Origin of the sequence: Nonomuraea basaltis (assembly GCF_005893125.1) — a bacterium.
In the GTDB taxonomy this organism is placed as follows: domain Bacteria; phylum Actinomycetota; class Actinomycetes; order Streptosporangiales; family Streptosporangiaceae; genus Nonomuraea; species Nonomuraea basaltis.
In genome coordinates this window covers 1-24,173 of the sequence record NZ_VCJS01000153.1, presented here as the reverse complement: position 1 = coordinate 24,173, position 24,173 = coordinate 1, and the positions used below count along the sequence as shown (strand labels likewise).

Here is a 24,173-nt window from a genome sequence, read left to right as displayed (position 1 = left end):
TAATAGGAAAGTTTCCTATTTGCTAGAGGTATTTTCTGACGTCAACCCGCTCCCCTTGGTGAGGAACTCTGCCACAGTACGCACCGGCGCGCCCCTCCTGTCCACGAAGTCCACCGCCCGGCACGCCACCCGCAGTTCCTCGGCGCTCGCCACGCAGGACAGGTAGCCCCGGCGGTCGTCGAAGAACTTCAGGTGCGGGTTCGCCGCCAGCACGGCCGGGCCGTCGGTCTGCGGGGGCCGGCTGCTGATCGAGCTGCCCACGAACTCCACCCCCACCGTGGCCGAGTCCGGGTCCAGGAAGTCGGACTTCAGCTCGCCCGCCCAGCAGTTGTGCACATCGCCGCTGAACACGGCCAGGCCGGACGCGTTCGCGCCCAGGATGCGGGCGCGCTGGTCCTGGTGGCCGTCCCAGGAGTCCGGGCGCAGGTTCGGCGGCGGTCCTGGGACGAAGCGGCGGGCGAAGAACAGCGGCTGGACCAGCACCCGCCACCTGACGGGGCTCGTGATCAGGCGGGACAGCAGCCACTGCTCCTGGGCGGTGCCCAGCATGGTGGTGGCGTCACGGTGCTGCCGCACGTCGAGCACCATGAAGTCGGCGATCAGCCCGTACGTCCGTCGCCGGTACATCTGCAGGTTCCCGTCCTGCGGCCGCACCCTGAGCGGCTGGTGCTCGTAATAGGCCTGATAGGCGGCGGCCCTGCGGCGCAGGAACGCCGCCGACCCGTCGCCCCTGCCCCGGTAGTTGTCGGCCACCTCGTGATCGTCCCAGGTGGTCACCCAGGGCGCGGCGGCGTGCGCGGCCTGCAGATCGGGGTCGGTCTTGTAGCGGGCGTAGCGAAGGCGGTATTCGTGCAGCTTGGTGATCTCTCCGGGCACCGGCCCGAGCGGCCGCACGACGGTGGCGGCCTGCCGCGACTCGTAGATGTAGTCCCCGACGTGGAAGACGACGTCCGGCCGCTCGGCGGCCAGATGCCGGTACGCGGTGTAGAAGCCGTGCTCGTACCGCTGGCAGTTGGCCACCGCGAACCGCACGGGCCGCGCGGCGGCCGGGTCGTCGGCGGTCCTGGTGCGCCCGACCGGGCTCAGGGCCCCGCTCGCCCGGAACCGGTAGAAGTAGTCGGTGCCCGGCTTGAGCCCGGCCACCCTGACGTGCACGCTGTGCACCCAGGCCGGCTGCGCCTGGATCGTCCCCTCGCGCAGGCCATGGGCGAACCGGTTGTCCTCGGCGAGCTGCCAGCGCACCTCGACGGCCCTCGGCGCCATGCCACCAGGGCGGTTGGGATCGGCGTTCAGCGGGTCGACGGCTAAGCGGGTCCAGAGGACCACGCCGTCGGGCATCGGCTCCCCAGAGGCGACACCCAGTGTGAATGGGTCGGCCATACCCTCATGGTGACTCAGGCGGTGGCGGATCGAGTCGCTCGATGATGGTGACGTTCGCCTGACCGCCGCCCTCGCACATGGTCTGCAGGCCCCACCTGCCGCCGGTCCGCTCCAGCTCGTGCAGCAGTTTGACGGCGAGCACGGCGCCGGTCGCGCCGAGCGGGTGGCCCAGCGCGATCGCGCCGCCGTTGGGGTTGACCCTGGCCGGGTCGGCGCCGGTCTCCTTGAGCCAGGCCAGCACGACGGAGGCGAACGCCTCGTTGATCTCGATGGTGTCGAAGTCGTCGATCGACATGCCGGTCATGCCCAGCGCGTGGACGGTGGCGGGGATCGGGGCGTCGAGCATCGTGATGGGGTCCGCGCCACGGGCCGAGAGATGGTGGACGCGGGCGCGCGGGGTCAGGCCGTGGTCGCGTACGGCCCGGGACGAGGCGATGAGCAGGGCGGCGGCGCCGTCGGAGATCTGCGAGGCCAGCGCGGCGGTCAGCCGGCCGCCCTCGACAAGGGTCTTCAGTGCGGCCATCTTCTCGATCGTGGTGTCCCTGCGCGGACCCTCGTCGGTGGCGACGCCGTCGCAGGGGACGATCTCCCGCCGGAAATATCCGGCGTCGATGGCGTGCAGCGCGCGCCGGTGGGACTCGTACGCGTACCGCTCCATCTCCTCCCGCGAGACGTCCCACTGGGCGGCGATCCGCTCGGCGCCGGTGAACTGGGAGACCTCCTGGGTGCCGTACCGCTCGACCCAGCCCTTCGAGCCCCCGAAGGGGGTCTCGTGCCCGAGGGCCTGTCCGGCGAGCATCGCGGACGAGATGGGGATCATGCTCATGTTCTGTACGCCGCCCGCCACCACCAGGTCGTTCGTGCCCGACAGCACGGCCTGGGCGGCGAAGTGCAGCGCCTGCTGGGAGGAGCCGCACTGGCGGTCGATCGTGACGCCGGGCACCTCCTCGGGCAGCCCGGCGGCCAGCCAGCAGGTGCGGGCGATGTCGCCGGCCTGCGGCCCGATCGTGTCCACGCAGCCGAAGATCACATCCTCCACGGCCGACGGGTCGGCGTTCGAGCCGTCCATCAGCTCTCTGAGGACATGCGCCCCTAGGTCGGCGGGATGGGTCCGGGCCAGGCCGCCGTTCCTGCGCCCCACGGGGGAGCGGACGGCGCCGACGATGTACGCCTCGGTCATGCTCGAATGGTAGCAAGCGCTTGGTCTAACGCGGAATGCCTTATGAGCTGGGCTGGTTAGGTGAACAAGCGATTGTCTGAGGGCTCATAATGGTGACGTGACCACGCGAAAGAACTCCGGCACCACCACACCGGCGAAGCGCCAGCGTGCGACCTCAACCGGGTCGGCGTCCGAGCGCCGTGACCACCTCGTCAAGCTCGCCGCGGAGCTCTTCGCGCGCAAGGGCTTCCAGGCCACGACAGTACGTGAGATCGCCGACGAGGCGGGCATCCTCTCAGGAAGTCTCTACCACCACTTCGACTCCAAAGAGACGATCGTCGACGAGGTGCTGTCCACCTTTCTCGAGGATCTCGTCGCCCGCTACCGCGCCGCGGTCGACACCAGCTCCGACCCGCGCACCGTGCTGTCGGAGATGGTGCGCATCGGCTTCGGCACCCTGGAGCCGCACCGGGCCGCGATCACCGTCATGCAGAACGACTGGAACTACCTGCGGCAGTTCGAGCGGTTCAACTACCTGGTCAAGGCCGAGGACGAGGTCGAGCAGATCTGGGTGACGCAGATCAAGGCGGGCCAGGCGGCCGGGCAGTTCCGCACCGACGTCGACCCCAAGCTGACCTACCGCATGATCCGCGACACGATCTGGGTGGCGGTCCGCTGGTTCCGCCCCGGCGGCAGACTCAACACCAATGGCCTGGCCCAGCACTACATCACCGTGCTGTTCGACGGGCTCGCCACGGGCGAGCGAACGACCCAGCGCACCGGATGAGCCTGGGCAAGGCGGTGCGGCTGGCACTGCAGGAGGCGGCCGAGCCGGGCAAGGCCGAGACGATGCGGGCGTACATGAAGTCCGCGATGCCGTTCCTCGGCGTCCAGGCGGTGCCCAGGCGGGCCGCGTTGAAGCGGGTCTTCGCCGACCACCGCCTCGACAGCGCGCCGGAGTGGCGGCGGGGCGTGCTGTCGCTGTGGCGCGAGGCCGAATACCGCGAGGAGCGGTACGCTGCCATCGAGCTGTCCGGATATCACTACTACAGGCCGTTCCAGACCCTCTACACGGTGCCGATGTACGAGGAGATGATCGTCACCGGCGCCTGGTGGGACGTGGTGGACGAGCTGGCCACGCACCGGATCGGCGCGCTGCTGACCGCGTACCCCGACACGATGCGTCCTCTCATGCTGGAGTGGGCAAATGACGACGACCTGTGGAAGCGGCGTACGGCGATCCTCTGCCAGAACCGGTTCAAGGACCGCACGGACACGGCCCTGCTGTACGCGTGCATCCAGCCGAGCCTGTCGGACAACGACTTCTTCGCGCGCAAGGCGATCGGGTGGGCGTTACGCGAATACGCCAAGACCAATCCCGGCGACGTGATCCGATACGTGAAGGCCAAGGGCATTACGGGACTGAGCCGCCGCGAGGCTCTGAAGAACCTGCCCGTCACCTGAGTGACCACCCATCAAGAGGTTCTGTCCACCAAGTCACGGCATCGGCCCTTATCTTTAGCTCTTCGTGTTGATCATTACTATGACCTGTGGTGATGCGTGATAGACGGTGTTGACGACGGGGAGTGTGGGCTGTGGGGCCAACGGGGTCCGATGCGTTTCGAAGAGTTTGTTCTTCGGCGTGTCGTGGCCGCTGATCTGCGCGCTGAAATGCACTCGCTCGCTTCGCCAGGAGCCCGCTAGTGTCGCACGGATGAGTAACGTTCCTCTGCCTTTGCTATGGCTGTCGGGGCCCACGGGTGTCGGGAAGTCCTCGGTTGGCTGGGATGTGTTTGCGCAACTGAGCCGCGGTGGTGTCAAGACGGCGTTTGTCGATGCTGACCAGATCGGCCTGTGCTACCCCATGCCGGAGGGCATGACGCATCACATCCGAGCGCGGAGCCTGGCTGCGATGTGGCCGCACTTTCGGCAGGAAGGGGTGCAATGTCTGGTCCTTGCGGGCTTTGTTGACACTTCCGAGGAGGTTCGTGAGTACACGGCCCTTCTTCCCGAGGCCGCGTTCACGTTGTGCCGACTGCGCGTCGATAGCGCTGAGCTCAAGGAACGGTTCCTCGGGCGGGGGTGGCGTCCGGATCTGGTGGAGGAGGCGATCGTTGAGGCGGAGGCCCTGGACCGGAGCGACTACGCCGACGTGTGCGTGGATACCGACGGTTTTGCGGTGTCCGAGACGGCCCGGCTAGTCCGTGAGCGGGCTGGGGGATGGCCGGGCGGCCTCCCCGCCGCGACGTTTGTTGACCGGCAGAGCCGGCCACCGACACCACAGGTGGATGCCGCACCCGCTTCCGTGCCGGTACCCGTGCTGTGGCTCTGCGGTGCTACGGCGGTCGGGAAGTCGACGGTCGGCTACGAGATCTTCATGCAGGTCTACCGGACCGGCGTGCGAGCCGCCTATGTCGATGTGAAGCAGATCGGTGCGCTGCGTCCCGTCGCGGACGACGACGCGGACAGCCATCGCCTCAAGGCGCGCAACCTTGCGGCCATCTGGGCCGGATATCGCGCGGTGGGTGCCCAGTGCCTGGTCGTCTCCGGGGAGGCCGACTCCGACGACACTGTCCGGGGCTACGCTGAGTTGCTGCCCGGCATGGCGTTGACCGTGTGTCGTCTGCATGCCGGCCCGGCAACGCTGGCCGAGCGCGTCGCGCAGCGTGGCCGAGGAGGCGGGCCGGCTATACCGGGTGACGAGCTGAGAGGGCTGGGCTCGGACGCCCTGCACCGTATCGCCGAACGAGCGGCGCGCAAGGCCAAGGCGCTCGACCGCACCGGGGCAGGTGATCTGCGCGTCGACACCGACGGCCGGTCGGTGAAAGAGGTGGTTGCAGACGTGCGGGCTCGCAGCGGCAATTGGCCGAATCTCTTCGCTTGAGAGCCTTTCTCTGGAGCTTATCTTGAGCTTTCTTAGGATCAACAATCGGTGCGCCATTTGTACGCCAACGCCATCCTCGCCGCCCGCGGCATCACCGTCCTTTAGCTTCTGCACCCAGTACAGGGCGCGCTATCCGAGGGACAGCCGTAGGAGCAGTTCCAAAGCCGTCAATTGACAGGCGGCCGCCAGGCGTCGGTGCTGTGGTCGAGGTCCATCGATAGGATCGCGGCTACAGCCTCGCGCTGACGGTGACGGCGGGCGAAATGCTCCAGGGCAGCGTTGACGGTGGCCTCGCGACCCTTGGTGCCGAGTTCTTCGGCGGCCTCATCGAAGAGATCTTCATCTATGTCGATTACAGTACGCATGCTGGCTCCCTTGCCGGTCGGGACGATGCGGTCGATCGATAGGCAGGATTGGATCCTTCAGTGATCCCCAAGCACGCTGGACGATACCGGTATCTTCCAACTCGGCCCGTTGGGGTGATCGAGCCACAGGTGCGTGCCTTCAGGGCCAACGGTCAGCCCGAATCGTTCGTAGTGCGGGCTGCCGAACGCCACCCACTCGAGATAGGCGTCGGACAGCTCATCCCACAGGCGGCGTTCGCCGTACTGGGCGACCTGGTAGGTGTCGGTCCCTGATTCCTTGTCGCAAGCTGCCCACGATCCGTTTGGGTTGTCCGGCTCGAACAGCAGCAGGGAGTACGTGTCCTCATCGATGGATGCGTGCCAGCCAATCTGGGGGGCAAGCGCGGCGAACACGAGGTCTGCCCCCTGATCCGCCGTAGCCAGGATGGTTGGATCGATCGTTGTCTCGGAGTGATCGGCCTCCTCGAAGTGATGGGGATTCCATGTGCTGCCGTGCCGCTGTGAGCGCAGCATCATATAGGCGGCGGGTCCGTGGAACGACCCCACCGCCGTACTGCCCGAGGTGACTTCGAGTCGCAACTTGTGGCCCAGTCCACCGTGGGGCTGCCACGGCATCACGATCACCCCGCCAGGCCGGGCCTGCTCGACCCACGACAGGGGAATGGCAGACACCCCCGCCGTGACGTGTATGCGCTCGAACGGAGCACGTTCGGCACATCCCTCGGTGCCATCGCCGACGACCAGATGAGGCGCGAATCCCGCCGTCTTGAGGTTGGCCGACGCTTGGGCCGCGACCTGGCCATCCACCTCGATCGACGTGACACCGGCCTGACCGACACGCCATGACAGCAGGGCAGCCGTCCATCCCGAGGCGGTGCCCACGTCCAGGACTCGATCGCCGGGGTTGGGGGCGAGTAGTTCCAGGAACTCGATCACCACGCCCGGTGCCGAAAGCGATGAGGTGATCATGCCTATTCCGCTGGCCGGATCCCCGGCCCCATCGTCCGCCTGTATGACTAGAGACGCATCGGAGTAGACGGCGTTCCACCACTCCTGGGGCGCGGTGTCGCGATCGATGGGGCCTCCTGCCTGGCTGTTGTCGGGCTTGGCCCAAGCCCTCGGGGGTGCGAACAGATCGCGGCGCACCTCGCGAAGCGCTCGCTCCCACGCAGGGTCGGTGAGCCGACCCTGCGATCGCAGGCTCTCGGCCAGACCGTCAGCCAGCGTCTCAATGGTCTGCCCGTCAGGCGGCTCTATCTGGCCCACGATGGCCCTTCCTCCAGGATGTCAGCGAGGGCTTCGGCGACCGGCACACCGGTCTCGTCCGCCAGCCAACCCCATTCCCCACGCTGGTTGGTCTCCAAGAACCACCAGCGGCCGTTAGTGTCGCAGATCAGATCTGCGGCACCATAGACCAGGCCAAGGCGCCGGTGCAGCTCCACCAAGCCCTCTTGGAAGTCGGCGGGAAGGTCGATATCGGCGTAGGTCAGCGAGTCGTAATCGCTGCGCCAGTCGATACGGCCCTGGTCGCTTCTGGAGTCGATGCGCAGCGTGAAAACCTCCGAGCCGACCACGACCGCCCGCGCTTCGTACGCTTTCGGAATCTGCTCTTGAAGCAGTTGAGCCGTGTATCCCATCGCCGGGTCCAACAGCTCGTTGAGGTTTTCGATTGGGGTGGTGTAGAGGGCTCTGATACGCCCCTCGTCAGCGTGCCAGATACCGCTCAACGGTTTGTAGATGATGGGCTTGCCCAATTCTTTCGCCCAGTTGTAGGCGGCCTGTGGGTCGGACGTGATTAACGTGGATGGTACGTTCAGCCCGGCTTGGGCGGCGACCTGGAGTTGCACGGGCTTGTACTCGCACCGCGCGGCGGCTACGGGATCGTTGACCCACAGGCAGTCCTTCTGCCCGAGGGCGATCAGGACGCCACCGAATCCCCGCCGGGCCTCACCGTACGCGAACGCCCTCTCCGGACTGGTCATGCGGTCGTCCATCTCGAATTGGGTTGGTCGCCGCCAGTAGACGGCTCCCACGCAAGCGAGATCCACCACCTTCCCGCCGGGCCTGCCGATCGTCCCGGCCCAGCGGTGGCTCCCGGTTGCGATGCCGGTGGCCATGGAGATCGTGGCTGGGAAGTGGGAAGTGTCGAGGGCGACGACGGGTATGCCTCGACCAGCCAGTTCTGCGGCGACGCGGTCAGCGACGAGGTCCGTTTCGTCGGTGACGATCAGCACAGTGTGCGTCACTGGAATGTCCTTGGTCAGTCCGAGCCGACTTCTTCCGGGGCTGTCCCATCAGGCGAGGACGAGCTGGTCTTCTTCGTCGCTCCCTCGTGCTTGCCCGCATGAATGGGCAGCGGGGCGAGGAAGCGCAGGCCCCAAGGCCGGGCGCCACTCGCGGGCGTGGCGGGAGCCGACAGGATGTGTCGCGTGGGAAGCATGGGGAACAGGTCGCCGATCCTGAAGATCAGCCCTCGCGTTTCCCCGTCCGGGGAGTGAGTGATCAGGTCGAGTTCTTCTCGGGTCTGAGTGCTCACTTGTCTGGGACCCTCCGTGGCAGCTAGCCGGTGCTAGCGATGGGCGACGACACGTTTACGCTACGTTACCGATGGACTGATGGCCAGGCGAGGAAGGAGAACAGTTCCCAGCGAACAATTCCTGAATACTGACGTTTGAGATAGCCGACAAGCCCTCCCCAAGGGAAGGGGTGACCGGATGGACCCACGAGGGTCCATCTAGGGTGCTCCGCCGGGCCTATCGGCGCACTAGACAGCGATCATGTCATCGAATTCGCCGTCTTTCGCGCTGCGCACGAAATCCCGGAACTCGGCCTTGTTGAAGTACAGAATGGGCCCGTCGGGGTCCTTGCTGTCGCGGAGCACGACCAACGGCCCTTGCTTGTGCAGGCCCGCATCAGCGGGCACGTCGGCCTCGTTGAGCTCAACACAGTTTCCATCGACGTTGCTGTACCTGGACTTGCGCCAGCCCTCGCGCGAGAGGTACTTCCTCACACTTGCTCCTTCGCTTGCCCCTACGTCAGAGGTTCTCCGCCGCCTCGACGAGCGCCTTGCGGCTTTTGTCTGGATCAAGAGCTTTTGCCCTCAAGTGGTTAAACACCACGTTATACCGCTCTACGACGTCAATTTCCTCCAGATATCGAGCGTCCGCTTGGCTCTCCAGATAGACCACATCGGGGCACTCGGGAAACTCCATGATCACAAAGCTTCCGTCCATGGCCGGATGCGAGCCGGCGGAGAACGGCAGGACCTGGAGCGTGATGTTCGGCCTCTGAGACGCCTCCACCAGGTGACGCAACTGCGGTTCCATCGTCTCGGGTCCGCCGACCATCCTGCGCAGACACGCCTCGTTGATGATCGACCACAGTCGCAACTCGTTGGCCGGGTCGTTCAGGCGTTCCTGACGAGCCAGGCGGAAGGCAACTTTCTGCTCGATCGCCTCCTCGGAGAAGGCGACTGGTGCCGTACCGATGTTCGCCCGGTAGTAGGCGACAGTTTGCAGCAGACCGGGGACCAGTTCCGAGTCGTAGAGCCTCAACTCCCTCGCGGCGGACTCCAAGCCGACGAAGGTCTCGAACCAGGGGCGAACAGCCTTCTTGTGACTCTGCCACCATCCGCGCTGACGGCCTTCCCGAGTCAGGGTCAGGAGGACCTCCCTTCGCTGCTCATCAGTTACTCCGTAGAGGTCGAGCAGCAAAGACACGTCTCCAACTTTCGCCGCAGACTGCCCGCTCTCGATCTTCGTTATGGTGCTCGGGGCCACTCCTATGTGTTCCGCCGCCTGGTCGCGATTCAGGCCAGCAGCGACCCGCAGGGTCTTCAGTTCGGATCCAAGCCGCCTCCGACGTACGGTCGGCGTCGCCCTGATTGCCATGCTTTCACCTCAAATGCATGCAGTTTATGTTCCAGAGGAACAATAACTTCTAGAACCGTTCCATCGGAACGGCTTTACATCGGCACCGTTACAGGAGCACCATCGGTGCCAAGGATTCCGCACTGGTACGGCTCTGACGACCTCAGTGGCGGAACTCGCACGAAAGATCCGTTTAGCGAAATTAGGGACCGGCGGAAGGGTATTGCCGGGTCCACCATGCTCAACGTCCTCGTGAAGGACATGATCATATTCCGGAGGGTGCGCTGATGAGCAGGCGATTTCTCGCCGATCTGGTGTTTCCGGGAGTGGCGAGCTCGGTGCCGGTCGCTCGCCATTGCATCAAGGCCATCCTGGCGGCGGCCGGTCATCGGAACGTAACCGGCGTACAGCTCGTAGTTAGTGAACTGGTTGCGAACGCGCTGACACACTCCGTCTCGGGCCTGCCCGGCGGGCTGATCACCGTGGGCGTCCGAGCGATCGGTGACGACCTGGCGCGTATCGACGTCATGGACGACGGAGGAGTGACCGCTCCCCACGTGCGCGAGTCCGGCGAACTGGACTGCTCGGGACGCGGCCTGCAGATCGTAGACGACACCGCACTCCGCTGGGGCATCGGCGACAACGCCTTCCGCGGCAGGCGCGTATGGGCAGAAGTGCTCACCACGGACGAAACGCCAGTCGGCACCCCGGACACATGAGCCTGCATGGTGGAGACGTGATGGGGCCTCGCGAGCAGACCGGAGGGGCGGGATGGATCAGCCGAAGCGCCCCGCCCCCCGGTGCTTCAGCCCACATGTAAGCCCGCCGACCTCCCACTGCGAGCTGCCGAAGTGGACTGTTCCGGGTACCCCACTCGATGTGGCCCCTCATGTTGGAGTGGGCGTTACGCGAATACGCCAAGACCAATCCCGGCGAGGTCATCCGATACGTGAAGGCCAAGGGCATTACGGGCCCGAGCCCCCGTGAGGCGCTCAAGAACCTGCCCGTCTCATAGGAAATTCCTCGATAGCGCAGCACCACCGCCGTCGTACCGATATATAGCGGGGGAGAGATTCAGCGGTCGGCCGTTCGCCGTTCATGGGAGTTCCATGACCAAAGTACGCCAGAATAAGCGTGCCAAATCCGCTCAAGCCAAAGCGGCTCCCGCCTCTCGGACCGAGGAGGCCGAGCCGGCCGGGTCCCGGCGATGGACGGCCATGCGGACGTGGCTGGCCGGGATCCTCAGCGCTGTGATCATCGCGGTGATCGGCGTCGTGTTCACCACCTGGTTCAACGCACGTGGACCCGACACGTTCGACCGGATCAGCGGCGAGCCTCCGATCAAGGTCGGCCACGTGGCCGTCGAATACTCAGCGCGGGACACCGCCCTGAGGGAACCGGTAACCGACCCCGGAGAACGAGCGGCCCTGCTGGGCAACGCATCCGGCTCGCGACGTGACACGGTCATGGCACGCCATCACAGGGCCCTGCTCGACCGGACAAACGTCACCGTCGTCCTCATCGGAAACCGCAGCAGCCTGCGCATCGTCGACATCAAGCCGCGCGTTCTCGCCCGCAAGCCGGTCTCGGACGGCGCGCTGCTGGTCGACTCCCCCGCGGGAGAGGTCGACACCGTCGAGCTCTGCGCCAATCTCGATCGGCCGGCTTCCCACTTCGCCATCGCCGAAGATCTGGACACCTCGTACTTCAGGAAGAAGCAGATCGACCTGAAAAGGGACGAGCGGGTCACGCTCTCCATGTCGATCAGCGGCAAGAAGGCGTACTACGAGTTCGATCTCCTGGTCACTGTGCTGGCGGAGGATCGAACCGAGCAGATAACGATCAAGGGGCCGGACAGGGGTCCGTTCCGGGTGACCGGCGTTCCCGACGACTACCGCGCCTACTACGCCAAATCCACGTTCGGTGGCTGGCGGCCGGTCTCTCGCGCCCAGGCATACGCGATGCTGCGGAAGGTTGAGGGGTGCTGACCGTGCACGGGCGCCGCGCGGTCGCGGCCCTGCTCGCGGTGGTGCTGGTGGCCTGCCAGGCCGTGGCCGGGGACACTCCGCGGCTCCCGCTCGTGCCTGTCGAGTGGCGTGCGGCGTGGTCAGTGCCCGCGGACGCCGGCACCGGCGAGTCGCCCTTCGAGACTCCGCGCTACGCGGTGTCCGACCACGCGGTCGCCGTGGCGACGCGTCAGGGCACCGTGCGGATCCATGATCCGCGTACCGGCGAGCTCCGGCGCACCATCCCCGCCGACCCCGCTCTCCCCGCGCCCATCACCGGCGTGTGGGTCGCGGCCGAGACGCTCGTCGTGTCGAGAGGTACGCCGGACATCGCCGGCCACGCCCTGTACGGCCATGACCTGACCACGAGCGCCTCGCTGTGGCGGCGTACGGTCGTCGTCCCCGATCAGCCCTCCCTGGAAGATACCGGAGCGTACATGGGCCCGGGGATCATGGTGACCGAGCACGGCATCGTGGTGTTCGAGAGGTCATCCGAGCCCTTCGACATCCATGCCCTTGATCTCCGGACCGGGGCGACCACTGCACGGGTGACGTATCCGCGAGGCTGCCACCTGCGTGGCGCCGCCACCGCCCGATCGGTGACGCTGCTCAGCTATTGCGCGGGAAATCAACTGCGGCTCGCCTCGATGGATCCGCGCACGCTGCGTCACGATTGGACGCGCCTGCTGCCATCGTTCTACTCGCCGCAGGACGGCGATCCTCTGATGCACGTCACGGCCAACGCGGAGGGACATGTCTACGCCTGGGCGGGAAATGATGGCTTCTTCTACGCGGCGGACGGCCGGCTGCTGTCCACCGTCAGGGAAGCTGTGGAGGTCAGGAACCCGAGCCGCTGGAGCCCGCCTTTGTTCGCCGGTTCCTACCCTGCGGCGGCCAACGATCGTGGGCTCCTCCTGGACAACGGATGGCCACTGCCCGCCTACCTGCTCTCTTTGGACTCCGGCACCGGCCGGCTCGGCGGATTGCCGCTCGACATGCCCGCTCATCGCGTGTCCCTTGTCGGGGCGACCCGGAACATGGCCTTCGTGCACAGCGACGGCCGGATCTCCGCGTACAACCTGATCTACGGACTTTCCCGCGGGCCCGCCGGGTTCGGCGGTGTCCCGGCGAACGCCTGGCCGGATGCCTGCGCCCTGCTGACCGGCCGTGACCTCTCCGTCCTCGCGGACGGCTACCGCGCCGTCCCCGGCGCGGACGAGCCGGCGGGAATGGCGCCGCCGAAACCGGCGAGATGCGACTGGATACCGCCCACAGACGACGGCGCCGTCGTCTCGCTCTCCGTGGAGTGGGTGTCCTCGTCGAGCGCGAGCGCACGAAAGCTGTTCATCGCCGAGGTCGGCGGCATCAAAGAGGGCAATGCCGTTGATCCCACCACTGAGAGCCCGGGTTTCCTCTCCTATACCGTGGCCGAGACGAACGGGTTCTTCGGCGCGACGATCATCAACGTGGGCCCGGTCATCGTCCGGCTGGTCTCTTCCTCACGACAGGCGGTGCGGCTCATCTCCCCGTTGTTGCGGGACAATCTGCTCGCACGTTATCAGGCGGGCGTCCGCGCTCCCGGCCCCACGCGCAAGGGCGGCTGGAGTCATCCGACCGACGCGACCGTCCATGCCGAGCCGGTGGTGCTCGAGGGTGTCGTCTACGCCACCAGTGGCGATGGCACGGTGTCCGCGCTGGACGCCGCCACCGGCGCGATGCGTTGGAGCTTCCAGACGGGCGATGCCATCCAGTTCGATCACGCGGTAGTGGATGGCACCGTGTACGCGGCGAACACGTCCGGCAGGCTCGTGGCGCTGGACGCCGCCACCGGCCGCATGAGGTGGAGCCGCAGGATCAATGTGGTCGGCGACCTCGTGGTCGTGACGGGCCGCGTCTACGCCTGGACCCGGAACCCCGCCTGGGCCATGAACGCCGAGCTCGTCGCGCTGAACGGCGCCTCCGGCAAGAGGCTGTGGACCTTCCGGCCGGACGGCGACATCCTCAACCCCGATCCCGTGCCGGCCGGCGGTGTCGTCCATGCCGGCAGCGACCATGGCATGGTGTATGCGCTGGACGCCGCCTCGGGAGCCCAGAAGCGGCGCTTCCGGGTCGGTGGAGAAAAAGACCACACCTATCTGGTACGGGCGGGTGGGGTCGTCTATGCCGCGAGCCCCGATGGCGAGATACACGCACGGGAAGCCGCCTCCGGGAAAGTCCGATGGCGCTCACGGATCGACGGTGTCGTCGACTTCCGTCCGGTGGTTGCCGACGGGGCCGTGTACCTCGGCGGCAAGGACGGTACGACGTACGCGCTGGACGCCGACAACGGCACGCGGCTGTGGAGCTTCCTGGGCGAGGGCGAGGACCCTGGCTACAAGTGGGACGTCGCGGCGGCCCGGGGACTCGTGTACGTCGGCAGCACCGACGGCAGGCTGCACGCGCTCGACGCCGCCACCGGCGCGGCGCGATGGAGCTTCCCGTTGGGCAGGGGCAGCACCTCCGGCCCTGTGGTGAGAGGCGGGACCGTTCACGTCGGAGCCGACGACGGAACGCTGCACGCGCTCGACGCCGCCACCGGCACGGTGCGATGGAGCTTCCCAACCGGCGGCAACGTCGAGACCAGGCCAGTCGTGGCAGGTGGCTTCGTGTACTTCGGCAGCGCGAACGGCAACGTGTACGCGTTGCCCGCGGCAGGCGGCTAGGTCACCTCGTCCACAGCGCATCCTGGACCGCCTGGACCAGGGCCATCAGCTCCGGTGTGACGCGCTCCTTCGACCAGGCCAGCGCGTACGTGATCCGCAGGTCCCCGGCGTCGAGCGGCACGAACCGTACGTCGTCGCGCCTGATGGCCCTGACCAGCAGCTGCGGGATCGGCAGCAGGCCGGCGCCGGCGGCCACCAGGTCCAGGGCGGCGGCGAAGTCGTCGTCGGGCACCAGGCGGGAGCGGCCGGGCAGGCCCGTCCACGGGCGCGTGCCGGGTGTGAGGAGCACCTGGCCGGCCAGTTCGTCGGCGGCGACCTTGGGGCTGGACGCCAGCCGGTGCCCGGTCGGGACGGCCAAGTGGTCGACGGTCACGTGGAACCTGGCGGCCGTGACGAACTGGGCGGGAGCCGGGGTGGACAGGATCGCGGCGGAGACCTCGCCGGCCGCGAGGGCCTGGGCCGCCGTCGCCCGGCCCGCCACCCGCAGCTCCACGCCGATCGACGGGCTGCGGCCGGCGAGGCGTCTGACGATGCGCGCCGCCAAGGTGCCGACGAGGGGTGGATAAGCGAGGTGAATGGTGGGGCGAGCGAGCCGGGCCGCTTCGGCGGTGAACGCCCGGGCCGAGTCCAGCACCTGCTCCGCGTAGGGCAGCAGTGCTTTGCCCTCTGCTGTGAGCCGCACCTCGCGGGCGGTGCGCTCGAAGAGCCGGACGCCGGTGGCGCGTTCGAGCCTGGTGATGGCCTGGCTCATGGCGGGCTGCGACATGCCCAGGTCGGCGGCTGCGGCCGAGAAGCCCAGCCGGGCGGCGACCCTCGTGAAGCAGTGGAGCTCCTTGAGCATAAGCAGCATCAATACATGGTGCACGACTCGGCGGGTACTCGGCACGATCACATGTCATGGCGATCTCCGAAGTCGGCATGAGATCGCCATGACACGTGATCGTGCCGACTTCTGAGATCGCCACGATCTGTCCGACGTCACAGGGAGTTGAGAAGATGTTCCCGTTCCCCAAGTCCACCGTGCTCGGGTACCCGAGGATCGGGCCGCGGAGGGAGCTGAAGCGGGTGCTGGAGTCGTACTGGGACGGGCGCGCGACCCGGGCGGAGCTCGACCGGGCAGGCGCCGAGATCAGGGATCGGACCTGGCGCCGGCTGGCCGAGCTGGGGCTCGAAGGGCTGCCGTCGAACACGTTCTCGCTGTACGACCAGGTGCTGGACACGGCGGTGCTCCTGGGCGCCATCCCTGAGCGCTATCGCGCGGCGGAGGATCCCTACTTCGCGATGGCCAGGGGCACCGAGGGGCTGGCGCCGCTGCGGATGACGAAGTGGTTCGACACGAACTACCACTACATCGTGCCGGAGATCGGGCCGGACACCGTGTTCAAGCTGGACGCGGGCAAGCCGCTCGGCGAGGTGCGGGAGGCACGGGCGCTGGGGTTCGAGACGCGGCCGGTGGTGCTGGGGCCGGTGACGTTCCTGCTGCTGGGGTCGGCGCTGGACCGGCTGGACGACGTGCTGGGGTGCTACGAGGAGCTGCTCGGCGCGCTGGCCGCCGAGGGGGTCGAGTGGGTGCAGTTGGACGAGCCCGCGCTGGTGGGTGATCGCACGCCGGAGGAGCTGGCCGCCGTACGGGCCGCATATGAGCGGCTGGGGGCTGTGCGGGCGCGGCCGGGGTTGTTCGTGGCCTCCTACTTCGGTGATCTCGGGGAGGCGTTGCCGGTGCTGGCCGGCACGCCGGTTGAGGCCATCGGGATCGACCTGGTGCGGGGCGGCGTGCCCGCGGCCGATCTGACGGGGAAGACCGTGGTGGCGGGCGTGGTGTCCGGGCGCGACGTGTGGCGGACCTCACCCGAGCGGGCGCTGGCCGCGCTGGCCGCCGTACGGGCCTCGCGGGTGGTGGTGAGCACGTCGTGCTCGCTGCTGCATGTGCCGTACGACGTGGAGGCCGAGCCGGAGCTGGATCCGGCGCTGCGGTCGCGGCTGGCGTTCGCGGAGCAGAAGGTGGCCGAGGTGGTGGCGCTGGCCGCGGCCGGCTTCCACGGGCCGGCGCCCGCCGGGCCGTCCGTGGCGTTGTCCGGCCCCGTGGTGGCAGAGGGGCGCGGACCGTACGAGGTGCGGGCGGCGGCGCAGGCCGAGCACCTGCGGCTGCCCGCGCTGCCGATCACCACGATCGGCTCGTTCCCGCAGACCGGCGAGCTGCGCGCGGCCAGGGCGGCGGTGGCGGCGGGCACGCTGACGCCGGAGGAGTACGAGCGGCGGGTCGAGGCCGAGATCGAGCGGGCCATCAGGGTGCAGGAACGGCTCGGGCTCGACGTCCTCGTCCATGGGGAGCCCGAGCGCAACGACATGGTCCAGTACTTCGCCGAGCACCTCGACGGCTTCGCGGTCACCAGGAACGGCTGGGTCCAGTCGTACGGGTCCCGCTGCACCCGGCCGCCGATCCTGCACGGCGACGTCGGCCGGCCGTCGCCGATCACGGTGCGGTGGACCACGTACGCGCAGTCGCTCACGGACAAGCCGGTCAAAGGCATGCTCACCGGGCCCGTCACGATCGTGGCCTGGTCGTTCGTACGCGATGACCTGCCGCTGCGGGACGTGGTGTTCCAGGTGGCCGACGCGGTCCGGGAGGAGGTGCGTGACCTGGAGGCGGCCGGGGTGCCGATCATCCAGGTGGACGAGCCGGCATTGCGCGAGCTGCTGCCGTTGCGGCGGGCGGCGCAGGTTGAGTACCTGGAGTGGGCGGTCGCGGCGTACCGGCGGGCCACCTCGGGGGCGAGCGATCGCACGCAGATCCACACGCACCTGTGTTACTCGGACGCCGACGAGATCCTGGCCGCCATCGACGGGCTGGACGCGGACGTGACCACGATCGAGTCCGCCCGGTCGGGGGCGCGGATCCTGGGAGCGGTGGAGACGTTCGGGCGCGGGCTCGGGCCGGGCGTCTACGACATCCACTCGCCGCGCGTGCCCGGCTCGGAGGAGGTCGAGGAGCTGTTGCGGAGGACGTTGCGGGTGCTGCCGGTGGAGCGGGTCTGGGTCAATCCGGACTGCGGGCTGAAGACGCGGACGTACGAGCAGGTGGAGGCGGCGCTGGCGAACGTGGTCGCGGCCACGCGCAAGCTGCGCGCCGAACTGTAGCGCTCCGCGCGCTCAGGCGTAACGCTCGGTGAACTCCTCGACCGTCATGCCGAACAAGATTTCGTCGTGGTAGCGGCCGTTGGCGTAGTGGCTCCTGCGCCGGCGGCCCTCCTCGACGAAACCCAGTCGCCGGTGCAGGGCCAGCGACGCGTCGTTGGAGCTGTAGACCCAGGCCTCGGCCTTCTGGAATCTCCGCTCGAAGAACATGTAGCGCAGCAGGACCACGATGGCGTCGCTGGCGTAGCCCTTGCGATGGTGCGGCGTGCCGATGCTGATCCCGTACGCGAAGGTACCGTGGACGCGGTCCACCTGGTGCGTGTTGATCGAGCCGACGGGGGCGTCGTCGCCCTTGGTGGCGATCACCAGGCTGAACTCGTCGAGGTCCGGCGGCTCCTCGGCCTGCTCGGTGGCCCGCTTCTTCGCGTAGGCGGTCGAGCTGGGCGGATGGAGGCGCCAGCCGCTCCTGACCGCGTCCGAGTCCTCTTCGAAGGCGCGGAACGCCTCCCAGTCCTCGGGTTCCTTGGCGCGCAGGCGCACGCGCTCTCCCACCCATACCGACCTCATACAGGCAGCCAAGCAGAACACCCCGTCCGCCGCGAACCGTTTATTTCAGCTTATTTCAGCGCTCCCGAGGTCAGGCCGGACTGGATCTGGCGCTGGAAGACGGTGTAGACGACCAACATGGGGAGGATGGCCAGGGTCAGAGCGGCGAACAGGGCCGACCAGTCCTGGTCGTATCCGGCGGCGGCGGAAATGTCGGCGATGCCCTGAGTGAGCACCCACATGTCCCGGTCCTGGAGCAGCACCAGCGGCAATTGGTACTGATTCCACTGTCCCAGGATGTTGAAGATCGTGATGCTGACGATGCCCGGCCTGGCCATCGGCAACATGATCTGGAAGAACACCCGGGTATGGGAGGCCCCGTCCACCGTGGCCGCCTCCGCGACCGCCGTCGGCAGCGTACGGAAGAACGCCGACAGGAAGAACACGGTGAACGGCATCGAGTAGGCGATGTAGACCAGCACCAGCCCCGCATGCGTGTTCAACCCGATGAACGGCCCGATCAGCGGCACGTTCCCCATGTTCTGCACCACGAAGAAAAGCGGCGTCAGAGCCAGATAGACGGGAAAGGCCAGCCCGGACACGAACAACAGATAGAACGCCCGGTTCCCGCGGAACGGATAACGAGCCAGCACGTACGCCGCCATCGATCCGATGAGCATCGTGCCGAACGTGCTGAACGCCACCACGATGATGCTGTTCAGCATGTACTGCCCGATGTGGAAGTTGTTCCATGCTCGCGAAAAGTTTTCCCATTGCAGCGCGCTCGGCAGAGACCATGCGTCATCGAAGATCTCCGCCTCGCTCTTGACCGAGGCGAGGAACGTCCACAGGATCGGCACCACCATGAGGACGGTCCACACCATGAGCGCGAGGTGCGTCATCCACCCGAGCGGGCCGAGCCGCCGCCGGCGTTCCGCGCGAGCGAGCTTGCGGGAGTTCGCCACGGTCCACGACGTCATCGATGTCATCAGTACTCAATCCGTTCGCGTCGGGACAGGCGCAGCGAGATGATCGCGAATCCGACGGTGAAGAAGAACATCACAACGCCCAGGGCGGAGGCATACCCGAAGCGGAAGTATGAGAAGGCGTTGCGGTAGATCTCGGTGGCCATGACCGTGGTCGACCAGTTGGGGCCGCCGTGCTGGTCGGTCATCACCCAGACGATCGCGAACACGTCCAGGGCCAGGATGCCCAGGTAGACCCAGGCCACCTGAACGGTGTCCCACAGCAGCGGCAGCGTGACGCGGAAGAACAGGCTGACCCGGCCCGCCCCGTCGATCTGCGCCGCCTCGAACATGTCCTTGGGGATGGAGGCCAGTCCGGCGGAGAACAGGACCACGTAGAAACCGACCGCCTGCCAGACCATCACCCCCAGCACCGACCAGAACGCCACGTCCGGGTCGGACAGGAACCCGATCGGACCGAGCCCGAGCGACATCAGCGGCGCGTTCAGCATGCCGCTGCCGTCCGGCCGGAACGCCTGCTGGAACAGCACCGCCACCACCGCGACGGCCAGGACCTGCGGGAAGAAGAACACCACGCGATAGAACTTCGACCCGCGGATCCCCGTCACGCCCTGAGGTCCGCCCACGTTGAGCAGGAAGGCGAAGAACAGGGCGATGACGATCGTGATCAACGGCAGCAGGACGAGCAGCGCGCCGTTGTGCGCGACCGCCTTCCAGAATCTGTCGTCGTTGAAGAGCCGCTCGAAGTTGTCCAGGCCGATGAACGTCGGCGTGGCCGTCACGCCGCGCCAGTCCGTCATCGCGATGTAGAACGCCTGGATGTACGGCGAGATGACGTAGACCAGGTAGAGAATCACCGGGGCTGCCAGGAACGAGGTGATGAACAGCCCGCGGCGATACCTATTGAAGATCATTAGCGCTTGTACTTCTTTATCGAGGAGTCGTTCTTGATCTCGTCGGCCTTCTTCTGGATACGCTCCAGGTATTTGTCGGGCGTGAGCCCGCCGCTCATGAGCTCGCCGGTGGCGGCGATGGCTTCGTCCTTGAGCGGGCCGTACCAGTTGAACCAGCGGTAGTAGACGGTGTTGGCCCCCGCGTCCGCGATCGCCTTGGAGGCGCTGGACACGCCCGGCGAGAGCTGGCGTCCCTCGCCCGCGCCCTTCACCACCGTCACGGTGCGCACCAGCTCGCTGAAGTCGCCCGCCGCCTTCTTCGACAGCATGGCCCGCAGGTACTCCATGCCGCCCTGAGGGTTGGCGCTCTTGGCGGAGACGATGAAGTTCTCCCCCGGCTGCGTGTGCAGGGTGCCGTAAGGCATCTTGTCGGAGCCGGTGACGTCGGGGATCGGGAACATGCCGTACTCGAAGTCGGGCGGGGTGGTGGTCTTCTGCTCGTTCTCCAGCCAGGAGCCGGAGGGCAGCATGGCCACCTTGTACTTGTTCTGGGCGGTCTGGGTCTGCACGTGGTCGAGGCCGGTGGTGCCCTCCATGAGGTATTTGGCGCCGATCTCGGCCCAGGCCGTCGCCGCGGTCTTCATGGCCTCGGTCGTCCAGGCGCCGTCCTCCAGGTTGTCGATGTTGACGAGGACCTCGTTGCCGCCGATCTTCGCCGCCATGGTCAGCAGCGGCTCATACAGATATTGCGGGAATTTTCCGGCATAGGTGAAAGGCGCCATCTTGCCGGACTTTTTGATCGTTTCGCAGAGTGCGAGGAACTCCTCCCACGTCTTCGGAATCTGCCAGCCGTTGTCCCTGAAGACCTTCTGCGAGTACCAGATGCCGTGGATGTAGTTGACGTAGCCGAGCACGCTGAACTTGCCGTCATAGGTGCCGATGTCGACGACGGCCTGGTCGAGGGTGTCTCTGACCTTGACGTTCGGGTCGTCCCACGACGGCGCGTCGAGCAGCGGGGTCAGGTCCTGCATCTGCCCGTCCTGGGACAGCGCGCCGAAGTCCATGAAGTTGGCGCCGGAGTTGTCGATCACCTCCGGCGGGTTGCCGCCGGCGAAGCGCGGCTGGAGGACCTTGGTGATCTCCTTGGTCGCGTTGTGCTTGATCTCGACGTTCGGGTACTTGGTCTTGAACAGCGGCTGGTGGATGTTCTTGGCATAGTCCTGGCCGAAGCCGCCGTCGAAGATCCACACCTCCAGCGGCTTGTCGGCGGCCACGCCGAACGGGTTGGCCGCGCTGGTCGCGATCGGCGCGGACGAACTCGTGGCGGCGGGCGGGGAGGCGGGTGTCGCACACGCGGCCAGCGCCCCTGCCACGGGCACGAGCGCGGCGCCGCGCAGGAACCCACGCCTGCTGATATGGGGGGTGTCGGGCATGATGACTACTCCTGACTATTCATGATCCACGTCGGATGCGCCCTGCGTAGCGGCTCTCCAGGGCTTTGTTGTGCTCGTCGCCGCCCGTCACGTTGACCGACAGGTAGATGGGAGGGGTCTCGCCCATCGCCACGAGCTCGTCAACCGCCTCGGTGACCACCATCTGCGCCAGCAACGCTGAGGTGATCGTGGATACCGCACCGTAACTGCCGCCGCCGGGCAGGTCGAGGATGGCGTCCCCGTACGGCGCGCCGTTGTCCAGCACGACGTCGGCCAGGTCGAGCAGCTTGCCGCCCGACGGGTGGCGCGAGGTCATCCGGGTGCTGTGCTGGACCGAGGTGATCGCGATCAGCGGATGGCCGCGGTCCTTGACGATCGTGGCCAGCTCGACGACCGTGCCGTTCACGCCCGAGCTGGAGACCAGCACGAACACGTCCTGCGGCGCGACCGGCGCCAGGTCGTAGATCTGGTGCGCGACGGCCGGGTCGCGCTCCAGCTCGGGGGTCAGCACGCTGGCCGGCCGGCCGCCGTACAGGACGAGATCCCTGGGCGTGAGGCGGTTGCTGGGCACGAGGCCGCCGGCCCGTCCGGCGATCTCCATGGCGATGGCCTCGGAATGCCCCGAGCCGAAGGCGTTGACCACGCCGTCCGCCCGGATCGAGGCCACGACCAGCGCGGCCGCCTTCCTGACCGGCTCGGCCTGGCTCTCCGTGACCTGATGTGCCAGATCGAGGACCTTGGATGCATACGTCATTCAGCCTCTCTCCACCCGGTGGCTCTCCACGGCGCTGATCGTGCGCTCGAACGCCTCGTTCGTGCGCTCGTAGGTGCGTTGCGCGACCGCCACGTAGACGGCGTCCAGCACGAAGACCTGTGAGTGGACGGCGGCCAGCCCGCCGAGCCGGAACGTGGTCTCCCTGCTGGCGGTGGTTAACACCAGGTCGGCCAGGTCGGCCAGCGGGGAGCGGGCGAAGGAGGTGACCGCGACCGTCAGCGCGCCGTGGCTGCCCGCCTCGGCCAGCGCCTCCATGACCTCGCGCGTGCGGCCCCGGTGGCTGATGCCGATGGCCACGTCGCCCTCCTTCAGCAGCGCCGCCTCCGACAGGGCCACGTGCGCGTCGCCCGCGCTCCAGCCGGGGACGCCGATGCGGCGCAGCCGGCCTTCGAGCATGGTGGCGACGTCCCCGCTGGTGGAGACGCCGACGAGGAGCACGCGCGGGGCCGCCACGATGGCGTCGGCCACCTTGGCGACCACGTTCACGTCGAGCTGCGCGGCGGTGTCCTGGATGAGCCTGGTGTCGGCGGCGGCCATCACCTCGATGGCCATGTCGAGCGGGTCGTCGGGGCCGATCTCGTGGCCCACGCCCGCACCCCAGCCCGCCTGGGCGGCCCGGCCGGTCTCGGTGGCGAGGGCGACGCGCAGCTCGGCGTAGCCGGAGAAACCGAAGGCCCGGCAGAACCTCGTCACGGTGGCGGGCGAGCTGCCGGCCCGCTCGGCCAGCGCGATGATGGTCGACCGCGCGGCCTCGGCCGGATCGCTGAGAATCACCTCTCCGACCCTGCGCAATGCCTCCGGCAAACCGGGTAGTTCTGTCTCGACACGCCCAAGCGCTCCTGAAGTCACGAATATTCCTTCCGAATACTCGGTCGTCTGGCGAAAATTATTCTTGCTTCTCGGTCCAGTCAACCCCCAGACTCGGACCGTGACGAAATCGCTAGTGGTCGGTGTCGACGCCGGGGCCACCTCCACGCGCGTCGCCGTCCATGCGCTCGACGGCACCCGGGTGGGATACGCCCGGGCGGGCGCGGGCAATCCCAGCGCCCATGGGCTGGCCAAGGCGGTGGCGGCCGTCCGCGAGGCCCTGGGGCTGGCGCTCGGGCCGCACGACGGCGCTCGCGTCGTCGCTTCCCTGGCCGGGGTCGCGGGGCACGTGGCCGAGATGGAGCCCGAGCTGGCGAAGGTCTGGGCCGATAGCGGGATCGCCGAAGGGCCGCGATACGTGGGGGACACGCCGATCGCGTACGCGGCCGGATCGCCGGAGCCCGACGGGGCGCTGCTGTTGTCCGGCACGGGCGCGGTGGCCGCCAGGATCGTGGACTACGAGCTGGACGCGATCGCGGACGGGCTGGGATGGCTGCTGGGGGACGCGGGGTCGGGCTTCTGGATCGGGCGCGCGGCCGCGATGGCGGTGGTGGACGCCTTCGACCGAGGACCGGCCAGTGGTGTGCTGGTCGGTCTCGTGACCGAGCACTTCCTCGGCGACGAGCGGCCCGCCACGCCGCGCGACGTCGCCGATCGCATCGTCCGGCTGGCGCAGGCCGAGCACATGCGGCTGGCGGCCCTCTCCTCGCTGGTCAGCCGGGCCGCGGAGGCGGGCGATCCGATGGCCGTCACGATCGTGCACGATGCGGCCGGCCATCTGGTCGCCACGCTGCGGCGGGTCCACGTGTCCGGCCCGGTGGTGCTCGCCGGGAGCGTGCTGACCAGCGAGGGGCCGGTACGCCGGGCCGTGACGGAGTTGCTCGCGGGTGAGACCGTGACGACGGCGCGGGACGGGGCGGGCGCGGCGGCCTGGCTGGCGGCCCGCGGCCTGCTCCCGGAGGCCGATGCGAAGGGCCTGCACGCCGCCTTCACGGCCGTCGCCCCTTGACCGTTCCTAGGGACTGAGCATGAGTTGCTCATGCCCGGCCGAACGCTCCGAACGGTGTTGAGCGTTCTGGTCGCCCGTGTGCTCGCCGCATCCGGGCGGCACGCATCGGGTGCGTGGTCCGGGAATGCGGGGACGGGGTCCCTCACCCCCAGGAGCATCCGGTC

24 protein-coding genes are annotated in these 24,173 nt (G+C 67.7%); 9 read left to right on the top strand and 15 right to left on the bottom strand.

From position 1 onward, the window contains the following. Positions 1-15 precede the first annotated feature (15 nt). A complete protein-coding gene (locus EJK15_RS46805) occupies positions 16-1,380 on the bottom strand; it encodes an alkaline phosphatase D family protein (protein ID WP_138716936.1) in 1,365 nt (454 codons plus the stop codon). Between the two features lie 4 nt (positions 1,381-1,384). Continuing rightward, a complete protein-coding gene (locus EJK15_RS46800) occupies positions 1,385-2,560 on the bottom strand; it encodes an acetyl-CoA C-acetyltransferase (RefSeq protein WP_138716935.1) in 1,176 nt (391 codons plus the stop codon). A gap of 97 nt (positions 2,561-2,657) precedes the next feature. Between EJK15_RS46800 and EJK15_RS46795 the strand changes: the two genes are divergently transcribed. The 3 genes from EJK15_RS46795 to EJK15_RS46785 all read left to right on the top strand — a co-directional run bounded on the left by EJK15_RS46795 (position 2,658) and on the right by EJK15_RS46785 (position 5,423). After that, entirely contained in the window at positions 2,658-3,326 is a 669-nt protein-coding gene (locus EJK15_RS46795; protein ID WP_138716934.1) for a TetR/AcrR family transcriptional regulator, read from the top strand. Continuing rightward, positions 3,323-4,003 (top strand): DNA alkylation repair protein, encoded by a 681-nt coding sequence (locus EJK15_RS46790; RefSeq protein WP_138716933.1) that lies wholly within the window; start codon positions 3,323-3,325, stop codon positions 4,001-4,003. Before EJK15_RS46795 ends, EJK15_RS46790 begins: the two co-directional genes overlap by 4 nt. Before the next feature lie 250 nt (positions 4,004-4,253). Then, positions 4,254-5,423 carry a nucleoside/nucleotide kinase family protein gene (locus EJK15_RS46785; RefSeq protein WP_138716932.1) on the top strand — a complete coding sequence of 390 codons (1,170 nt, stop codon included), beginning with the start codon at positions 4,254-4,256 and terminating at the stop codon, positions 5,421-5,423. Positions 5,424-5,590: 167 nt separating this feature from the next. On the opposite strand, the gene EJK15_RS46780 is transcribed toward EJK15_RS46785, so the two are convergent. From EJK15_RS46780 to EJK15_RS46755, 6 genes are all read right to left on the bottom strand, one after another. Beyond that, entirely contained in the window at positions 5,591-5,788 is a 198-nt protein-coding gene (locus EJK15_RS46780) for a type II toxin-antitoxin system VapB family antitoxin (protein WP_138716931.1), read from the bottom strand. Positions 5,789-5,845: 57 nt separating this feature from the next. Then, positions 5,846-7,054 (bottom strand): protein-L-isoaspartate O-methyltransferase family protein, encoded by a 1,209-nt coding sequence (locus EJK15_RS46775; protein ID WP_240777655.1) that lies wholly within the window; start codon positions 7,052-7,054, stop codon positions 5,846-5,848. Further along, positions 7,042-8,034: an ATP-grasp ribosomal peptide maturase gene (gene tgmB / locus EJK15_RS46770; protein ID WP_138716929.1), complete on the bottom strand. Its 993-nt coding sequence runs from the start codon at positions 8,032-8,034 to the stop codon at positions 7,042-7,044. The genes EJK15_RS46775 and tgmB overlap by 13 nt, the downstream gene beginning before the upstream one ends. Positions 8,035-8,048: 14 nt before the next feature. Further along, on the bottom strand, positions 8,049-8,324 hold the full coding sequence (locus EJK15_RS46765; protein WP_138716928.1) for a hypothetical protein: 276 nt from the start codon (positions 8,322-8,324) through the stop codon (positions 8,049-8,051). Positions 8,325-8,552: 228 nt separating this feature from the next. Next, positions 8,553-8,798: a DUF397 domain-containing protein gene (locus EJK15_RS46760; protein WP_138716927.1), complete on the bottom strand. Its 246-nt coding sequence runs from the start codon at positions 8,796-8,798 to the stop codon at positions 8,553-8,555. Positions 8,799-8,823: 25 nt separating this feature from the next. Beyond that, complete coding sequence (locus EJK15_RS46755; protein WP_138716926.1) at positions 8,824-9,678, bottom strand: helix-turn-helix domain-containing protein; 855 nt, start codon at positions 9,676-9,678, stop codon at positions 8,824-8,826. Positions 9,679-9,944: 266 nt separating this feature from the next. Between EJK15_RS46755 and EJK15_RS46750 the strand changes: the two genes are divergently transcribed. From EJK15_RS46750 to EJK15_RS46735, 4 genes are all read left to right on the top strand, one after another. Then, positions 9,945-10,376 (top strand): ATP-binding protein, encoded by a 432-nt coding sequence (locus EJK15_RS46750; RefSeq protein ID WP_138716925.1) that lies wholly within the window; start codon positions 9,945-9,947, stop codon positions 10,374-10,376. A 170-nt stretch (positions 10,377-10,546) separates the two neighbouring features. Beyond that, entirely contained in the window at positions 10,547-10,672 is a 126-nt protein-coding gene (locus EJK15_RS46745; RefSeq protein ID WP_206061522.1) for a DNA alkylation repair protein, read from the top strand. Between the two features lie 202 nt (positions 10,673-10,874). Then, the gene (locus EJK15_RS46740; protein WP_138716924.1) at positions 10,875-11,645 is read left to right on the top strand and encodes a hypothetical protein; all 771 of its coding nucleotides are present in this window, start codon (positions 10,875-10,877) and stop codon (positions 11,643-11,645) included. After that, positions 11,639-14,365, top strand: coding sequence for an outer membrane protein assembly factor BamB family protein (locus EJK15_RS46735; RefSeq protein ID WP_138716923.1), 2,727 nt, complete (start codon positions 11,639-11,641; stop codon positions 14,363-14,365). Before EJK15_RS46740 ends, EJK15_RS46735 begins: the two co-directional genes overlap by 7 nt. Position 14,366: 1 nt before the next feature. On the opposite strand, the gene EJK15_RS46730 is transcribed toward EJK15_RS46735, so the two are convergent. Next, positions 14,367-15,215, bottom strand: a complete 849-nt coding sequence (locus tag EJK15_RS46730; protein ID WP_138716922.1) for a LysR family transcriptional regulator — start codon at positions 15,213-15,215, stop codon at positions 14,367-14,369. Between the two features lie 146 nt (positions 15,216-15,361). Between EJK15_RS46730 and metE the strand changes: the two genes are divergently transcribed. After that, positions 15,362-17,503, top strand: coding sequence for a 5-methyltetrahydropteroyltriglutamate--homocysteine S-methyltransferase (metE, locus tag EJK15_RS46725; RefSeq protein WP_138716921.1), 2,142 nt, complete (start codon positions 15,362-15,364; stop codon positions 17,501-17,503). A gap of 12 nt (positions 17,504-17,515) precedes the next feature. On the opposite strand, the gene EJK15_RS46720 is transcribed toward metE, so the two are convergent. The 6 genes from EJK15_RS46720 to EJK15_RS46695 form a co-directional block, all read right to left on the bottom strand. Next, on the bottom strand, positions 17,516-18,052 hold the full coding sequence (locus EJK15_RS46720) for a GNAT family N-acetyltransferase (protein WP_206061521.1): 537 nt from the start codon (positions 18,050-18,052) through the stop codon (positions 17,516-17,518). Between the two features lie 65 nt (positions 18,053-18,117). After that, complete coding sequence (locus tag EJK15_RS46715; RefSeq protein ID WP_138716919.1) at positions 18,118-19,035, bottom strand: carbohydrate ABC transporter permease; 918 nt, start codon at positions 19,033-19,035, stop codon at positions 18,118-18,120. Next, complete coding sequence (locus tag EJK15_RS46710; protein ID WP_138716918.1) at positions 19,035-19,946, bottom strand: carbohydrate ABC transporter permease; 912 nt, start codon at positions 19,944-19,946, stop codon at positions 19,035-19,037. The genes EJK15_RS46715 and EJK15_RS46710 overlap by 1 nt, the downstream gene beginning before the upstream one ends. Continuing rightward, positions 19,946-21,358 carry an N-acetylglucosamine/diacetylchitobiose ABC transporter substrate-binding protein gene (ngcE, locus tag EJK15_RS46705; protein ID WP_138716917.1) on the bottom strand — a complete coding sequence of 471 codons (1,413 nt, stop codon included), beginning with the start codon at positions 21,356-21,358 and terminating at the stop codon, positions 19,946-19,948. Before ngcE ends, EJK15_RS46710 begins: the two co-directional genes overlap by 1 nt. 19 nt (positions 21,359-21,377) lie before the next feature. Beyond that, entirely contained in the window at positions 21,378-22,112 is a 735-nt protein-coding gene (locus tag EJK15_RS46700; protein ID WP_138716916.1) for a sugar isomerase domain-containing protein, read from the bottom strand. Next, on the bottom strand, positions 22,113-22,982 hold the full coding sequence (locus tag EJK15_RS46695) for a MurR/RpiR family transcriptional regulator (RefSeq protein ID WP_138716915.1): 870 nt from the start codon (positions 22,980-22,982) through the stop codon (positions 22,113-22,115). A 79-nt stretch (positions 22,983-23,061) separates the two neighbouring features. Between EJK15_RS46695 and EJK15_RS46690 the strand changes: the two genes are divergently transcribed. Further along, a complete protein-coding gene (locus EJK15_RS46690) occupies positions 23,062-24,009 on the top strand; it encodes an N-acetylglucosamine kinase (RefSeq protein WP_171074933.1) in 948 nt (315 codons plus the stop codon). Positions 24,010-24,173 lie beyond the last annotated feature (164 nt).

Excerpts from the sequence above, each read along its gene's own strand:
- EJK15_RS46805 (WP_138716936.1), bottom strand. The coding sequence starts at position 1,380 with ATGGCCGACCCATTCACACTGGGTGTCGCCTCTGGGGAGCCGATGCCC.
- EJK15_RS46800 (WP_138716935.1), bottom strand. The coding sequence starts at position 2,560 with ATGACCGAGGCGTACATCGTCGGCGCCGTCCGCTCCCCCGTGGGGCGC.
- EJK15_RS46790 (WP_138716933.1), top strand. The coding sequence starts at position 3,323 with ATGAGCCTGGGCAAGGCGGTGCGGCTGGCACTGCAGGAGGCGGCCGAG.
- EJK15_RS46785 (WP_138716932.1), top strand. The coding sequence starts at position 4,254 with ATGAGTAACGTTCCTCTGCCTTTGCTATGGCTGTCGGGGCCCACGGGT.
- EJK15_RS46780 (WP_138716931.1), bottom strand. The coding sequence starts at position 5,788 with ATGCGTACTGTAATCGACATAGATGAAGATCTCTTCGATGAGGCCGCC.
- EJK15_RS46755 (WP_138716926.1), bottom strand. The coding sequence starts at position 9,678 with ATGGCAATCAGGGCGACGCCGACCGTACGTCGGAGGCGGCTTGGATCC.
- EJK15_RS46750 (WP_138716925.1), top strand. The coding sequence starts at position 9,945 with ATGAGCAGGCGATTTCTCGCCGATCTGGTGTTTCCGGGAGTGGCGAGC.
- EJK15_RS46745 (WP_206061522.1), top strand. The coding sequence starts at position 10,547 with ATGTTGGAGTGGGCGTTACGCGAATACGCCAAGACCAATCCCGGCGAG.
- EJK15_RS46740 (WP_138716924.1), top strand. The coding sequence starts at position 10,875 with ATGCGGACGTGGCTGGCCGGGATCCTCAGCGCTGTGATCATCGCGGTG.
- EJK15_RS46730 (WP_138716922.1), bottom strand. The coding sequence starts at position 15,215 with ATGCTGCTTATGCTCAAGGAGCTCCACTGCTTCACGAGGGTCGCCGCC.
- metE (WP_138716921.1), top strand. The coding sequence starts at position 15,362 with ATGTTCCCGTTCCCCAAGTCCACCGTGCTCGGGTACCCGAGGATCGGG.
- EJK15_RS46715 (WP_138716919.1), bottom strand. The coding sequence starts at position 19,035 with ATGACATCGATGACGTCGTGGACCGTGGCGAACTCCCGCAAGCTCGCT.
- EJK15_RS46710 (WP_138716918.1), bottom strand. The coding sequence starts at position 19,946 with ATGATCTTCAATAGGTATCGCCGCGGGCTGTTCATCACCTCGTTCCTG.
- ngcE (WP_138716917.1), bottom strand. The coding sequence starts at position 21,358 with ATGCCCGACACCCCCCATATCAGCAGGCGTGGGTTCCTGCGCGGCGCC.
- EJK15_RS46700 (WP_138716916.1), bottom strand. The coding sequence starts at position 22,112 with ATGACGTATGCATCCAAGGTCCTCGATCTGGCACATCAGGTCACGGAG.